Here is a 13821-nt window from a genome sequence, read left to right as displayed (position 1 = left end):
GCATTTCAAAGAAAGGGCAATGAAATGAGAGACCAGACCTCTGAATCAAACGGCGCCGTCCGGAACACGATCCGATGCCTTGGCGTGAGTTGCGCACTCGCATGGTGCGCCCTGAGTGCTCAGGCGCAAATGGTGAATTACGGCGAGCAACTGTCCAGCTACAAGGACCAGTCGCAGTCGGGCGTGCGCCTGAATGACGGTGTGTTTCCATCGGTGAGTGCCAAGGCGCGGGTGAACCACGCCATCTCCAGGAATTCGCTGGTGGATCAAAGCGCGCTCGTGCAGCCCGATGGCACCCTGAAGCTGCCGGACAACCAGCAGAACATCGTGATCCGTACGGACTATTCAGATGTGAGGCGGGGCACCGACGGCAGCCTGCGCATCGCCAGTCCCGTGATTCAGGGCAACGTGAACGGCAGCGTCACTCTCTTCGTCGAAGGAAGAGGCGTCGAAAACATCACGGTGTTGAATTCTCCACGCTGAAACTCGACCAGACCTATGCATAAAAAGATTATTCGGAGGGTGGCGCTGGCACTGGCTGCAGCGTCCTTGATGGGGTGTGCCACTACGGAAAACGCGCTCAGCGATGCGACCAAGCTGATGGCAGAAAGGGAGGGCGACAAACTGCAGCCTGTGGCCAATCTGAGTCCGTATGCGCAATCGCTCTTGCGGTTTGGCCAGATGCTGGACATCTACAAGGATGGCGATCCTGTCATCTACATGCAGACACGCAGCATCATGGATGCAACCAACCTGTCCAATCCGCTGGTGGGCGCAGAGATTCCGGGCGACATTACCGAGATGGTGCGCACTGCCGTCAACCGCATTGGCGCACGCGTGGTCTATGTGCCCTATCACCCCGACTATCTGGTGTCTCAAGCACAGTTAGGAGCCAAATTCGGGGTCACCATGCCGGACTTCCTGATCACAGGAGCGCTGACGGAGTTTGACCGCGCCATTTCTGGCGCAGGCCGCTCGAACTCGCTTGGCCTGCAGTTTGGGGGTGGCAAAGGCAAGGTCGAGCTTGGCGGGGACATCAAGCGCACAGCGATCTTCTCTGCACTCGCGCTGGACCTGAATCTGGTGAGTTTTTCCACGCAGCAGATGGTGCCGCGCATTCAGGCCTCGAACGCCATCAAGGTGCTCAACTTCAGTTCCGAAGACAACGCGAGCATTGGCTTTTATGGTGATGCATTCGGATTCAAGCTGGAGGGAAAGTACCTGCAAGGCAGACATTCAGCCATTCGCACTCTGGTGGACCTCAGTGTTCTGGAACTGATCGGCAAGGCTACCAACACGCCTTACTGGCGCTGCATTCCGGGCGGTCAACCCGATCCGGTGGTGGTCAACAACATGAGATCTGCCTATGAGTCCCTGACGCCTGAACTCAAGCTCGGCCTCATACAGGTGACCTTGCGCAAGTATGGCCAGCCCTTGCAAGTGACACAGCAGCTGGATGCGCCCACACAGGAAGCTCTGCAGAAGGTGTTTTCGGAACGCTATTCGGACTTGGGGACCGTCGATGTCATGCAATGGAAAGGCTTCGAGCCTCTATTCTTTGGCGTGCCCATGGCCTGGGATGGAACTCTGCTGCCGCGGGAGGCCAAGGCAGGCGTGCCGGTTCAGGCAGTTGCCGCGACCAAGGAAGGATGAGCGCATGAGCGAACACACTCATGATCGCTTGCCAGGCCTGTCAGTAAAAGCAGGTCGTGGTGGTGCGTTGGCAGCCCTGGCGGCCATCGCGCTGGCGCTGCCTTCATGGGCACTGGCTCAAACAGCCACCGCACCTTCCCAGGCGCAGGCCATCCAGTCACAAGCCACCCAGGCTCAGGCGACGCCATCGCCACAAGCGCCACAGCAGGTCAACTCGTCCACCGCGGCGCGGTTCATTGAGAACTGCAATGACGCGCTCAAGCGAGGCATTGTCGACGCTGGATGTCAGGCGCCCATCTATCGCAATGAATTGGAGCGGCTCAAGACTGAGGCCATCACCACGCAGAACCCGGGCCTTCTGTCGTTCGTCGGAGATGCCTATCGCAATCCCAGGTCCGGCTTCAGCGACATGGGCCAGGCTTATCGCTGGTACCTGATGGCCGCAGTCCGGGGCGATCCGCAAGCCATGCAACGCCTGTCGGAAATGAACCGCGCCGGCGCGGGCGTACCCAGGGACAACGTCAAAGCCTTGGGCTATGCAAGGCTGGCGCAGCGAATGTCGCTGCCGGGTGCCGGAGCCAAGGCCGACGTACTGTCCATCATCAACGAACTGGGCGATGAAATGGCGGTGGAAGAGATGGCGCTGGCAGAACGCTTTGCGACCCAGTTGACGCAGCAGATCAGGCGCGAGGACGGACAGGCGCCCACGTTGGAGCCAGGGACGAGCCCGGCGCAGCTCCTGCCCAGGGCGGACAACCGGGTGCCCGGTTTGCCACACGCGCCCATGCCGCCGCCCACTGGCAGCGGAGGCTCCACCCCGGGAACCGTTCTACCCGGTGTTCCTGCACCTCGTACGCCTTAGGGCGCCCTGACCAATGAACCTGCATCCACACACTCCCAAGTTTGCTGCTGTCAATTCCCGTGGGCCACTCAGGTGGCGGGTACTCTGTGCGGGATTGCTGTTTGGGGTGGCGCATGCCAGCGGCGCCCAGGCCGCGGGCACCACGCCCGGTTCGAGTCCTGCTGGCCAGGCCTCGGTGCCCAAGCAGTCCGGCAACCGGATCGAAATCACAGGCAACTCGGTCTCGGGCGTGCGCTGTGCAGGCGGCGGATCTGGGTCTGTCAACAGCGTGAACATCGATGGTGCAAGCCTCAAGGGGCGAACCGTGATCATTCAGGATGGAAATGTGGTCTCCCCCAAAGATATCGACTGTCCCGTCCCGCACGGTGGGTCCAGGCAAGCGCCTGTCCAGATCAACAGCATCACGATCAGATAATTCACTCAGCACGTTGCAGCCCATGAGGGCGCACCCCATCGGACGGAAGCATCCATTCATGCCATTTCGAGGAGTCACCACAATGAAGATCAGAAAAGCCAATCATGGATCTGGCGCACTCGCGGCGTGCGCACTGGTACTGGGCGTCCTGTTGGCTGGCTGCAAAGACAGGCCTGCAGAGGCACCTTATGCCCAAGTCCCGGCCTCGGCGAACCCACCTGCCGCCGCCCCTACCGTTCCTGCTGCTCCTGCAACTGCGGAGCCCGCGCCGGTGGCCGCGCCGCAGGCCACGCCGCAGTCCGGCGTCTCATCCCTGGTCGCTACCGAACCCAAGAAAATGGCGCTGAGTGTTCAGGGGGTTTCAGCTGCCGGTGCCACGGTTCGTGTGAAGAACATAGAGATTGGTACCGACGCCACAGTCCTGGATGTGAGCATTTCGTTTTCCAACCGAATCACCAACAGCACCATGATGGCCCTCACGGACACGTTCCTCGAAGTGGAGAACGGTGCCCGCTTGCAGATCAAGCGTCCGCAGGACAACCGCAATCTTTCCGTCCATACTGGCGAAACGCTGGACGGCCGGCTGGTGTTCATGGGGGCTGTACCGGCCTCAGCGCGCACCCTGCGCCTGGTATTCAATGAAGGCAATCCGGATGACAACATCGTCGCGCCGGGCCTGACGATGGACCTGCCGCTGCAGGGGGGCTGATGCATCGCCGCGTGCGCCACCTTCGGTCTGCATGTCTTGCCGGGCTGATGGTGGGCACCGTGCTGGCAGGTTCCGCCGCAGGTGCCACGGACATCACCCGCTCCAATCGCGCACTGTCTGGAGAACCGTCCCGGCTGGCACCTGCCGCGAACGCGCCGCAAACCAGCCTCCGGCGCCAGCAGACGCCTGACGATTTGAGCCCCGGCTATCCTTCAACGTCGCTCAAGTCCACGGCGGTTCCTGATACTCTTTTGCGGACGGCCGAGGTGCCACCCGAGCGACTGGAGCGAACGCGCGCGTTGCTTAAGGAACTGAAGGCGCAGCCCACGCCGTCGAAGGCCATCTCGATTGACTTGCCAGCCGATGTTCTCTTCGATTTCGACAAATTCGAACTCCGCGCCGACGCAGGCTCTTCTCTGGACCAGGCGGCCGAGTTGATTCAGGGCTACCCGGCCGCGCCACTGCTCGTTCGGGGGCATACGGACGCGAAAGGAAGCGACGCCTACAATGATCGCCTGTCCCAACGCAGGGCGCTGACCGTGGCATTGGCGCTTCAGGAACGCACAGGGCGCAAGGCGGCCACCCAGGGATTAGGGCGGCGTGAGCCGGTTGCTGCAAACCAGACGAAAGACGGCAAGGACAACCCAGAGGGCCGGCAACTCAACCGGCGGGTGCAGATTCTGATCGAAGCGGGACAAAAAAACTGACCATGGCACTGATCCAATGCCCGGAGTGCGGGCACACCATTTCCACTCAAGCTACCGCTTGCCCCTCCTGTGGCCATCCACAAAGACTCAACGCGAATGGCCAGAGCGCAAACGCCCTCCAATCTCCACGCGTATGGACCACCGCGCTGGGCGTGCTCGGAGCCTGGTTGGTCACGCCGTGGCTGGCTCGCCTCATCGTGGCACTGGCCGTCTGCGTGCTTGCCTACTTCATGTTCACCGGAAAATAACGCGGGCGCTCATTGGCGGGCTGCACCACCAGACTCAGCAGCCGGTCAAATCCACCTTGAGATAGTGCGCCCCCGCCACCGGGTTGTGATAGTAGGGCGGGATTTCCACGAAACCCAGTTCCTCGTACAAGGCTCTTGCGGCTTCCATGTCGCTTAGTGTGTCGAGCAGCACGTTTGCATAGCCCAGGCGATCTGCCGCCTCCAGAATGGCCTCGGCGAGTTGCCGCCCTAGTCCGAAGCCTCTGAATGCCTTGCGGACGTACAGGCGTTTCATTTCCGAGGCGTTGCTGTAATCCACATCGTCTAGTGGAGACAGCGCACAACACCCTGCCGCTTCTCCATCGACCAGCGCCAGCAGCAAGACGCCTCTGGGCTCAGCATACACGCCAGGCAACTGCGCCAGCTCTGTTTTGAAGCCCTGAAAGTCCAGATCGACCTGAAGGCCCGATGCGTACTCTTCAAACAACTCGCCAATGACCTTGATTTGCTCGGGCGTGTGGGCGACGACGATTTCTATAGGAGGTGGAGTATCCAATGCAGTGGTACGCGCGTGGCGCGAAATATAGTCTCAGCTTCAGTTTAGCGCAGGACTGGCCAAACCAATCACCGTATAAACGATGGCTACCGCCACTAGAAGCACCGCCAATGCCACCAAACGCGTCTTGGCGGAATCCCGTGTCGCCACCACTTCCGAAGCAAGCGTCTTGTCACCTGCCAGCATGGGCTTGATGAGATTGTTCTTCTTGATGATCCAGTAGATCAAGACTGCCACGATGTGCAGGGCGATCAAGCCAATGACCAGAAGTTGCCCCCAATCCTTGTGGTAGCCCGTGGCCAGATTGACCGTGTCGCCAGACACCAGGGCGGTCAAGGGCCCGGAAAAGGCGATCTCGTCATCAGAGACCAAGCCGCTTGCGACTTGCGCGCCCAGCACGAGCAGCATGGCAAACACGGAAAGCGCACCAAGCGGGGTATGGCCTGCGGTGTCTTGGGCCAGAGGTTTTCCACGGAAGTAACGGCCCAGGCGGGCGGGCGTGGGGAAAAAAGAGGCAAACCTGGACCAATGACCGCCCACCAGGCCCCAAATCACGCGAAATACCAGCAGCGCGAACACCACGTAGCCCAAGCGAATGTGCCAGTTCATCGCATTGCCGCCCACCTTGCCGGAGATCACAAGCCCTATGACCGCGGCCGCCAGGAGCCAGTGGAATATTCGGGTAGGGAGGTCCCAGATGCGGGTGGTTTTCATGATGGACGATTTCGTGGGGTTCGAGCACCGAACGTGCAAATGAGCGCACGCCGTACGGAATTATTATTGGAGTTCAGGCAAGATATGCTCCGGAAGGGCGCATCGCCATGGACTGCAGTGTAGTAGCTTCACGGCCGGCAGCATCACGCGCAGAATTTCCTTTTTCGATTTCCCCACACCAAAGAAAGAACCACGATGAAAAAGCTGATATCGATTGTTTTGGCGTTCGGCGCCATCAGCCTGGCCATGCCCGCCAGCGCTCAGTTCGCTAAACCCGAAGATGCGATCAAATATCGCCAGGCCGCCTTTACTCTGCTCGGCAATCACTTTGGCCATTTGGGCGGCATGGTTCAAGGCCGGATTCCGTTTGACGCCGCTGCCGCTTCCATGGATGCGGATGTTGTGGCTCTGGCGTCCAAACTGCCATGGCACGCGTTTGGCGCGGGAACGGACGCTGGCCGCCCCAATGCGGCAAAACCGGAAATCTGGAAAGAACAGGCCAAGTTCAAGGAACTGAGCGACAAGATGCAAGCCGAGGTGACCAAGGTCGCTGCTGCAGCCAAAACCGGCAACCTGGACAACCTCAAAGGCGCCTTCGGCCCTGCGGCGCAAAGCTGCAAAGCCTGCCACGACGACTTCCGCAAGCGTTGATTCCGGTAGGTGTCGGGCGCTGCAGACGCCTGGCGCCCTGCCTGCGATGCGCTCTGGCTAATGAGCCTGGAACGCCAAGCGCTCCAGGCGGTCGTCAGGCTTCTGCCAGAAGCTTCTCGATCAGCTGGTGAAGCTCGGGAAAATTGGGCGCGCCCACATACCGCTTCACGATCTCGCCTTTTTTGTTGACGATATAGGTCGTGGGCGTCAACTTGACTTCGCCCCATGCCTGGGCCACCGCACCCGTGTTATCGATAGCCACCTTGAAAGGCAGTTTGCGGGTCTCGGCGAAGTTGACCACGTAGTTCGGCGGGTCGTACGCCATGGCTACAGCCAGGGTTTCGTAACCGCGTGATTTGAACTTGTCGTAGGTGGAGACGATCTGCGGCATCTCGGCCACGCATGTGGTGCAGCTGGTAGCCCAGAAATTGACCAGGGTCACCTTACCCTTGAAGTCTTGCGTCGTGGTACGGCTGCCGTCCAGCAGCACAAAAGTGGATGCTGGCGCAGTGTCTTTGGCACAACCTGCCAGCGTCAACAAGACAGCGGTCGTCCCAGCAACAAGAAGTGTTCTAACAGCGAGTTTCATGGCTATTCCCGGATTGTAGGACCAATAAGCTTTTGGCGCGGCGCAGGCCCCCGCAACCGGCGACGGTCGCAGACCCAAGATAGACTGGTTTTGCCCCTGCAAGTTCACAAACTTCGTGCCTTGGGCGTACCGCCCTTACAGGAGTTATCCACCTGTCACTGAAAGAGTGCAGAACACAAAGCTATTATCAATTCCGGGACTCTGACCGCCATGAGTTAACAGAGTGGTCAGGGTGCCTCGGCAATTTATTTGGCTTGGGCCAGCATGGTGGCGCCGTCGCTGACTTCAAACTTGCCAGGTCCTTCCACATTGAGCGTGCTCACCTTTCCATCTTTGACCAGCATGGAATAGCGATTACTGCGCACGCCCATGCCGCGACCGGTCAAATCCAGGGTCAGGCCCGTCGCCTTGGCGAATTCGCCGCTACCGTCGGCGAGGAAACGGATTTTTCCCCCTGCCTTCTGATCACGCGCCCAGGCGCCCATGACAAACGCGTCGTTCACGGACAAGCACCAGATCTCGTCCACACCAGCCGCTTTGAGTGCGTCGGCGTTTTCAAGATAGCCAGGGACATGCTTGGCAGAGCAGGTAGGGGTAAAAGCACCGGGAACAGCAAAAACGGCGACGGTCTTGCCGGCAGCGGCGGAAGCCACTTCTACCGGATTGGGGCCGATGCTGCAGCCATTGCCTTCGACTTCAGAATACTCAGTCAAGGTGACGGCAGGCAGGGTGTCTCCAACTTTGATCATGGAACGAATCTCCTTATAAAAAGACAAAAAAAAGCGACTCACAATTGTGAGTCGCTTTTCACTTTCACGCGCAGAACGCGGAAAAGTAGGCTTGGTGCCCGAGCGGGTTCTTACACCACGGAGGCTTTTTGCACCAGTCGTGTCGCTACCCAGTTTTTAGTCTTGGACAGCGGACGGCTTTCGGTGATTTCAATCACGTCGCCCAGTTTGTACTCGCCATTTTCGTCATGAGCGTGGTACTTGCTGGTGCGCATCAAGATCTTGTCATAGATCGGGTGCTTCACGCGGCGCTCGATCAGCACCGTTACGGTCTTAGCGCGCTTGTCGCTGACGACCTTGCCGACCAGCGTGCGCTTGAGGGATGTTTTGGCTTCCGTCATGGTCACGTCCTTATTTGGCGGCTGACTGCTTTTCAGCAATCAGGGTCTTAGCGCGAGCAATCGCGCGGCGGGTCGAACGCAGCTGGCTGGTGTTATTCAGTTGCTGCGTGGCCTTTTGCATACGCAGGTTGAAGTGGGCCTTTTGCAGGTCCTTGACTTCAGCTTGCAGGCCGGCGACGTCTTTTTGGCGCAGTTCAGCGGTTTTCATTTTCTATGTTCCTCGCTTACTGGCCAATCATGCGTGTCACGAAGGTCGTGCGCAGTGGCAGCTTGGCGGCAGCCAGCTGGAACGCTTCACGAGCCAACGCTTCAGGCACGCCGACGATTTCGTACAGCACTTTACCTGGCTGGATTTCAGCCACGTAATACTCAGGGTTACCCTTACCGTTACCCATCCGGACTTCAGCCGGCTTGGTAGAAATCGGCTTGTCTGGGAACACGCGGATCCAGATACGGCCACCACGCTTCACATGGCGCGAAATCGCGCGGCGTGCGGACTCGATCTGGCGCGCCGTGAGGCGGCCGCGGTCGGTAGATTTCAGACCGAAGTCGCCAAAGGCCACGGTATTGCCACGAGTGGCGATACCGGTGTTACGGCCTTTCTGCTCCTTGCGGTATTTTCTGCGTGCAGGTTGCAGCATGTTTACTCTCCTTTAGCGCCGTCAGCTGCTGCAGCTGGCGCGGCTTTGCGAACGCGCTTAACGGCGGATTTAGCGTCGGCCCCTGCGGCCTCAGCGGGTTTGTCGCTTCCATCGGCTGGAGCTGCGTTGCTACCACCAGCACGGCGGGGAGCACCACGGCCTGCACCTGCACGGTCACCACCAGGGCCACCGCGACCGTCACGACGTGGACCACGTGGACCGCGACGCTCTTCGCCTTCTGGGCGTGGAGTGCTGTCCAGTGAAGGCGCGTCGTTGCGGCCAAGTGTGTCGCCTTTGTAGACCCAGACCTTGACACCGATGATGCCGTAGGTGGTCTTGGCTTCGCTGGTACCGTAATCGATGTCAGCGCGCAATGTGTGCAGTGGCACACGGCCTTCCCGATACCACTCGGTACGAGCGATCTCGATGCCGTTCAGACGGCCAGCAGACATGATCTTGATGCCTTGAGCACCCAGACGCATGGCGTTCTGCATGGCGCGCTTCATGGCGCGGCGGAACACGATCCGCTTTTCGAGCTGCTGTGTGATCGAGTCAGCAATCAGTTGGGCATCGACTTCAGGCTTGCGCACTTCTTCGATGTTGACGGCCACTGGCACGCCCAACTTGTCTGCCAAGTCTTTCTTGAGCTTTTCGATGTCCTCGCCTTTTTTACCGATCACCACACCCGGACGAGCCGAGAAAATGGTGATGCGGGCGTTCTTGGCAGGACGCTCGATCAGAACGCGCGACACAGCGGCGTTCTTCAGCTTGGCCTTCAGGTACTCGCGAACCTTGATGTCTTCAGCCAGCATGCCGGCGAAGTCACGGTCTTTGGCGTACCAGCGGCTGGACCAGTTACGGCTAACGGAAAGCCGAAAACCGGTAGGATGGATTTTCTGTCCCATAGTATTTCTCGGGCTTTCCGTATCAGTAGCCGACCGTCACGTACACATGGCACGTGGGCTTCGACAGGCGGGCACCACGGCCTTTGGCGCGGGCGGCTGAACGCTTGAGCGTCGTGCCTTGCTCGACGTAGATCGTCTTGACGCGGAGTTCGTCAATGTCTGCGCCATCGTTGTGCTCGGCGTTGGCAACTGCCGACTCGAGCACCTTGCGCACGATAGGCGCTGCCTTCTTCTGTGTGAAGTTGAGGATGTTCAGGGCCTGGTCCACTTTTTTACCGCGGATCAGGTCGGCTACCAGACGGCCTTTGTCGACCGACAGGCGTACGCCACGAAGGACTGCACGTGTTTCCATGAGTCTTCTCCTTATTTCTTGGCTTTTTTGTCCGCCGCGTGACCTTTGAAGGTACGCGTCAGGGCAAATTCACCCAACTTGTGGCCAACCATCTGGTCAGTCACGTACACAGGCACGTGCTGCTTGCCGTTGTGCACAGCAATGGTCAGGCCGATGAAATCGGGCAAGATCATCGAGCGACGCGACCAGGTCTTGACGGGCTTCTTGTCTTTAGTGGCCACGGCCTTGTCGACCTTGGCCAGCAGATGATGGTCAACAAACGGACCCTTTTTGAGAGAGCGAGTCATTTGTTAGTCCTTATTTCTTGCGACGCGACACAACCATTACCTGGGTGCGCTTGTTGTTGCGAGTGCGATAGCCCTTGGTCAGGTTGCCCCATGGATCGACAGGCGCGCGGCCTTCACCAGTGCGACCTTCACCACCACCGTGCGGGTGATCGACCGGGTTCATGGCAACGCCGCGAACCGTTGGGCGAATACCCATCCAGCGCTTGACACCGGCCTTGCCCAAACGGCGCAGGCTGTGCTCTTCGTTGGCAACTTCGCCAATCGTGGCGCGGCACTCGATATGAATCTTGCGGACTTCGCCAGAGCGCATACGCACCTGAGCGTAAGTACCTTCGCGCGCCAGCAGCGTAGCGGAAGTACCAGCCGAGCGAACGATCTGAGCACCAGCACCTGCCTTGAGCTCGATGCAGTGGATTGTGGAACCCACTGGGATGTTGCGGATTGGCAGCGTGTTGCCAGCGCGGATAGGCGCTTCAGAACCGCTCATCAGCTGGCTTCCAACTTCAACACCGCGAGGAGCGATGATGTAGCGGCGCTCGCCATCAGCGTAGCAAACCAATGCCAGGTGCGCTGAGCGGTTTGGATCGTATTCAATACGCTCGACCTTGGCAGGAATACCGTCCTTGTTGCGACGGAAATCGACAACGCGGTAATGATGGCGATGACCGCCGCCACGATGGCGCGTAGTGATGTGACCGTTGTTGTTACGGCCGGCTTTCTGGAATTGTGGTTCCAGCAGCGGGGCGTAGCCTTCACCTTTGTGCAGGTGATCACGAGTGACTTTGACCTGACCGCGACGGCCAGGGGAAGTCGGTTTAATCTTGATGACAGCCATGACTTACGCGGCCTCCCCAGAAAGATTCAACTCCTGGCCTTCCTTGAGCATGACGTACGCTTTGCGCACGTTATCGCGACGACCGACGCTGCGGCCGAATCGTTTTGTCTTGCCCTTGGTATTGACCACGGAAACGCCTTTAACCTCAACCTTGAACAGCAGCTCAACAGCAGCTTTGATCTCAGGCTTGGTCGCGTTTTGCAGCACTTTGAAAGTAACTGCATTGGATTTCTCAGCCACCATGGTGGCTTTTTCCGAGATGATGGGTGCCAAGAGCACTTGCATCAACCGGCCTTCATCGTATTTTTTGGCGGCGGTGCTCATGCGAACATCTCCTTGAGCTTGTCGATGGCGCCCTTGGTAACGAGCACCTTCTTGTAGTGCACCAGAGACACCGGATCGGCGTAGCGCGGCTCAATGACCAGCACATTACCGAGGTTGCGCGAAGCCAAGTACAGGTTTTCATCGACTTCGTCGGAGATCACCAGCACGGAATCAAGCTTCATAGCCTTGAGCTTGTCAGCCAGGGCTTTGGTCTTAGGCGAGTCGACCTTGATCGACTCAACCACGGCCAGACGGCCTTCACGCACCAGTTGCGAGAAGATGGACGCCATGCCGGCGCGATACATCTTCTTGTTGATTTTCTGGCTGAAGTTTTCGTCAGGGCTGTTCGGGAAAATCCGACCGCCCCCACGCCACAGAGGCGAGGACGTCATACCAGCACGGGCGTTACCCGTACCTTTTTGCCGGAAAGGCTTCCTGGTGGAGTGCTTGACCTGCTCGCGGTCTTTTTGCGCGCGGGTACCTTGGCGCGCATTGGCTTGATAAGCCACCACGAGTTGATGAATCAGCGATTCGTTGTAATCGCGGCCGAAGACAGTCTCAGGCGCATCCACTTTGGACGCCGCCAGACCTTGGTCGTTTAGGAATTCAAGCTGCATTACTTAGCCCCTTCCTTCGCGGCCGCCTTTGGCTGGCCTTTGATGGCTGGATGCACAATGACGAAACCGCCACGCGAACCAGGCACAGCGCCTTTGATCAGCAACAACTGACGCGCTTCGTCTACACGAACGACATCGAGGTTTTGCGTGGTCACGGTTTCATCGCCCATGTGGCCGGTCATTTTCTTACCGGGGAACACACGACCGGGATCCTGCGCCATCGAAATCGAGCCTGGCACGTTGTGCGAACGGCTGTTACCGTGCGATGCGCGCTGCGACTTGAAGTTGTGACGTTTGATAGTACCGGCGAAGCCCTTACCGATAGAAGTGCCTTGAACGTCGACCTTTTGGCCAGCGCTGAACACATCGGTCACGGGAACGGTATTGCCAGCGGCGTATTTGCCTGCAACATCGCTCTCGACGCGGAATTCACGGAGAATTTCACCGGCTTCCACGCCCGCTTTCGCGAGGTGACCGGCTTCTGGCTTGGTAACGCGCGAAGCTTTGCGTGCACCAAACGTGACCTGCAAGGCCACGTAGCCATCGTTTTCCTGGGTTTTGACCTGGGTGACGCGGTTGTTTGACACATCTACCACTGTGACAGGCACTGCATCGCCGTCATCAGTGAACAGACGCATCATGCCCACCTTGCGCCCCAGCAACCCCAATCGATTGCCTTGACTCATTTATTGCTCCAGTACTTTCACCGCGCCTGCTGCAATTGGCTTGCGCGTTTGGTATATGAAAGAAGGGTTGAAATAGAACTTGCTCCGTTTTCTTCTAATTCTTCCGAACCAGGGAAAAAGGGCAAGCCTGCGATTATAGCGAGGGCTTGGAATTTCAGCAAGCCATATGTAGTTGGGGGCTGACAGCGTTGCTTTGTTAGCTAGCCGTCAGCCCCCAACTATCCCTGCTTGCTTTTGCCGAGCGCCCTCTGAGGTAGCGTTCGGCAAAGCAGAGGGAATTTCTTCGTCGCTCGAGAACTGCGGTTTATTGCAGTTTGATCTCGACGTCCACGCCAGCTGGCAGATCGAGCTTCATCAGCGCGTCCACAGTCTTGTCTGTCGGGTCAACGATATCCATCAGACGTTGGTGCGTACGGATTTCGAACTGGTCGCGGCTGGTCTTATTGACGTGTGGCGAACGCAGGATGTCGAAACGCTTCATGCGTGTGGGCAGCGGCACTGGGCCTTTGACCACAGCGCCGGTGCGCTTGGCAGTGTCAACGATCTCAGCGGCTGATTGGTCGATCAGCTTGTAATCGAATGCTTTTAGACGAATGCGGATTTTTTGTTTTGTAGCCATGATTCGCCCGCCTTAAGCAATGATTTTGGCAACCACGCCAGCGCCAACGGTACGACCGCCTTCACGGATAGCGAAGCGCAAGCCTTCTTCCATGGCGATTGGAGCAATCAGTTTGACCGTGATGCTCACGTTGTCACCTGGCATCACCATTTCTTTGCCTTCTGGCAGTTCGATGGAGCCGGTCACATCCGTCGTACGGAAGTAAAACTGGGGACGGTAGTTGTTGAAGAAAGGCGTATGACGGCCACCTTCGTCTTTGCTCAGCACATACACTTCGCCGGTGAATTGCGTGTGTGGCTTGATCGAGCCTGGCTTGCACAGCACTTGGCCGCGCTCAACGTCT

Annotated in this window: 24 protein-coding genes; 8 read left to right on the top strand and 16 right to left on the bottom strand. The window is 58.5% G+C overall.

What is annotated here, in order from left to right:
* Nucleotides 1–24 precede the first annotated feature (24 nt).
* The 7 genes from G518_RS0119505 to G518_RS0119475 all read left to right on the top strand — a co-directional run bounded on the left by G518_RS0119505 (nt 25) and on the right by G518_RS0119475 (nt 4594).
* Nucleotides 25–483, top strand: coding sequence for a hypothetical protein (locus G518_RS0119505; RefSeq protein ID WP_028603977.1), 459 nt, complete (start codon nt 25–27; stop codon nt 481–483).
* A gap of 15 nt (nt 484–498) precedes the next feature.
* A complete protein-coding gene (locus tag G518_RS35980; RefSeq protein WP_245598039.1) occupies nt 499–1653 on the top strand; it encodes a CsgG/HfaB family protein in 1155 nt (384 codons plus the stop codon).
* Nucleotides 1654–1657: 4 nt separating this feature from the next.
* Nucleotides 1658–2515, top strand: coding sequence for an SEL1-like repeat protein (locus G518_RS0119495; RefSeq protein ID WP_245598037.1), 858 nt, complete (start codon nt 1658–1660; stop codon nt 2513–2515).
* Nucleotides 2516–2528: 13 nt separating this feature from the next.
* Nucleotides 2529–2930, top strand: coding sequence for a hypothetical protein (locus tag G518_RS0119490; protein WP_028603975.1), 402 nt, complete (start codon nt 2529–2531; stop codon nt 2928–2930).
* Nucleotides 2931–3012: 82 nt separating this feature from the next.
* Complete coding sequence (locus G518_RS35975) at nt 3013–3639, top strand: hypothetical protein (protein ID WP_051237063.1); 627 nt, start codon at nt 3013–3015, stop codon at nt 3637–3639.
* Nucleotides 3639–4346, top strand: a complete 708-nt coding sequence (locus tag G518_RS0119480; protein WP_036595355.1) for an OmpA family protein — start codon at nt 3639–3641, stop codon at nt 4344–4346. Before G518_RS35975 ends, G518_RS0119480 begins: the two co-directional genes overlap by 1 nt.
* A gap of 2 nt (nt 4347–4348) precedes the next feature.
* Complete coding sequence (locus tag G518_RS0119475; RefSeq protein ID WP_028603973.1) at nt 4349–4594, top strand: zinc ribbon domain-containing protein; 246 nt, start codon at nt 4349–4351, stop codon at nt 4592–4594.
* A 34-nt stretch (nt 4595–4628) separates the two neighbouring features.
* On the opposite strand, the gene G518_RS0119470 is transcribed toward G518_RS0119475, so the two are convergent.
* On the bottom strand, nt 4629–5111 hold the full coding sequence (locus G518_RS0119470; RefSeq protein WP_425414296.1) for a GNAT family N-acetyltransferase: 483 nt from the start codon (nt 5109–5111) through the stop codon (nt 4629–4631).
* Nucleotides 5112–5168: 57 nt separating this feature from the next.
* Nucleotides 5169–5843: a cytochrome b/b6 domain-containing protein gene (locus tag G518_RS0119465; RefSeq protein ID WP_051237061.1), complete on the bottom strand. Its 675-nt coding sequence runs from the start codon at nt 5841–5843 to the stop codon at nt 5169–5171.
* A 195-nt stretch (nt 5844–6038) separates the two neighbouring features.
* Here G518_RS0119465 and G518_RS0119460 point away from each other — a divergent pair, with 195 nt between their 5' ends.
* The gene (locus tag G518_RS0119460; RefSeq protein WP_028603970.1) at nt 6039–6494 is read left to right on the top strand and encodes a c-type cytochrome; all 456 of its coding nucleotides are present in this window, start codon (nt 6039–6041) and stop codon (nt 6492–6494) included.
* A 94-nt stretch (nt 6495–6588) separates the two neighbouring features.
* Here the strand turns inward: G518_RS0119460 and G518_RS0119455 are convergent, their stop codons facing one another.
* The 14 genes from G518_RS0119455 to G518_RS35970 all read right to left on the bottom strand — a co-directional run.
* Nucleotides 6589–7083, bottom strand: coding sequence for a peroxiredoxin family protein (locus G518_RS0119455; RefSeq protein WP_084652000.1), 495 nt, complete (start codon nt 7081–7083; stop codon nt 6589–6591).
* Between the two features lie 245 nt (nt 7084–7328).
* Nucleotides 7329–7832 (bottom strand): peroxiredoxin, encoded by a 504-nt coding sequence (locus tag G518_RS0119450; protein ID WP_028603968.1) that lies wholly within the window; start codon nt 7830–7832, stop codon nt 7329–7331.
* 110 nt (nt 7833–7942) lie between these two features.
* Nucleotides 7943–8212, bottom strand: a complete 270-nt coding sequence (gene rpsQ, locus G518_RS0119445) for a 30S ribosomal protein S17 (protein WP_028603967.1) — start codon at nt 8210–8212, stop codon at nt 7943–7945.
* Nucleotides 8213–8222: 10 nt separating this feature from the next.
* Nucleotides 8223–8420, bottom strand: coding sequence for a 50S ribosomal protein L29 (rpmC, locus tag G518_RS0119440; RefSeq protein ID WP_028603966.1), 198 nt, complete (start codon nt 8418–8420; stop codon nt 8223–8225).
* 16 nt (nt 8421–8436) lie between these two features.
* Nucleotides 8437–8853 (bottom strand): 50S ribosomal protein L16, encoded by a 417-nt coding sequence (rplP, locus tag G518_RS0119435; protein ID WP_028603965.1) that lies wholly within the window; start codon nt 8851–8853, stop codon nt 8437–8439.
* A 2-nt stretch (nt 8854–8855) separates the two neighbouring features.
* Entirely contained in the window at nt 8856–9758 is a 903-nt protein-coding gene (rpsC, locus tag G518_RS0119430) for a 30S ribosomal protein S3 (RefSeq protein ID WP_028603964.1), read from the bottom strand.
* A gap of 22 nt (nt 9759–9780) precedes the next feature.
* Nucleotides 9781–10110, bottom strand: coding sequence for a 50S ribosomal protein L22 (gene rplV / locus G518_RS0119425; protein ID WP_028603963.1), 330 nt, complete (start codon nt 10108–10110; stop codon nt 9781–9783).
* Between the two features lie 11 nt (nt 10111–10121).
* Nucleotides 10122–10397, bottom strand: a complete 276-nt coding sequence (gene rpsS / locus G518_RS0119420) for a 30S ribosomal protein S19 (protein WP_028603962.1) — start codon at nt 10395–10397, stop codon at nt 10122–10124.
* Nucleotides 10398–10407: 10 nt separating this feature from the next.
* Nucleotides 10408–11232, bottom strand: coding sequence for a 50S ribosomal protein L2 (rplB, locus tag G518_RS0119415; protein WP_028603961.1), 825 nt, complete (start codon nt 11230–11232; stop codon nt 10408–10410).
* A 3-nt stretch (nt 11233–11235) separates the two neighbouring features.
* Complete coding sequence (gene rplW, locus G518_RS0119410; RefSeq protein WP_028603960.1) at nt 11236–11556, bottom strand: 50S ribosomal protein L23; 321 nt, start codon at nt 11554–11556, stop codon at nt 11236–11238.
* Nucleotides 11553–12173, bottom strand: a complete 621-nt coding sequence (gene rplD / locus G518_RS0119405; RefSeq protein ID WP_028603959.1) for a 50S ribosomal protein L4 — start codon at nt 12171–12173, stop codon at nt 11553–11555. The genes rplW and rplD overlap by 4 nt, the downstream gene beginning before the upstream one ends.
* Complete coding sequence (rplC, locus tag G518_RS0119400) at nt 12173–12859, bottom strand: 50S ribosomal protein L3 (RefSeq protein ID WP_028603958.1); 687 nt, start codon at nt 12857–12859, stop codon at nt 12173–12175. The genes rplD and rplC overlap by 1 nt, the downstream gene beginning before the upstream one ends.
* A 304-nt stretch (nt 12860–13163) precedes the next feature.
* A complete protein-coding gene (gene rpsJ, locus G518_RS0119395) occupies nt 13164–13478 on the bottom strand; it encodes a 30S ribosomal protein S10 (protein ID WP_028603957.1) in 315 nt (104 codons plus the stop codon).
* 12 nt (nt 13479–13490) lie between these two features.
* Nucleotides 13491–13821 (bottom strand): EF-Tu C-terminal domain-related protein (locus tag G518_RS35970; protein WP_036595351.1); only part of this gene is annotated, 331 nt, incomplete at its 5' end.

Source organism: Ottowia thiooxydans DSM 14619 (genome assembly GCF_000422885.1).
Classification (GTDB): domain Bacteria; phylum Pseudomonadota; class Gammaproteobacteria; order Burkholderiales; family Burkholderiaceae_C; genus Ottowia; species Ottowia thiooxydans.
The sequence above is the reverse complement of the archived record's forward strand: the minus strand, read 5'-3'. Positions and strand labels throughout refer to the sequence as shown.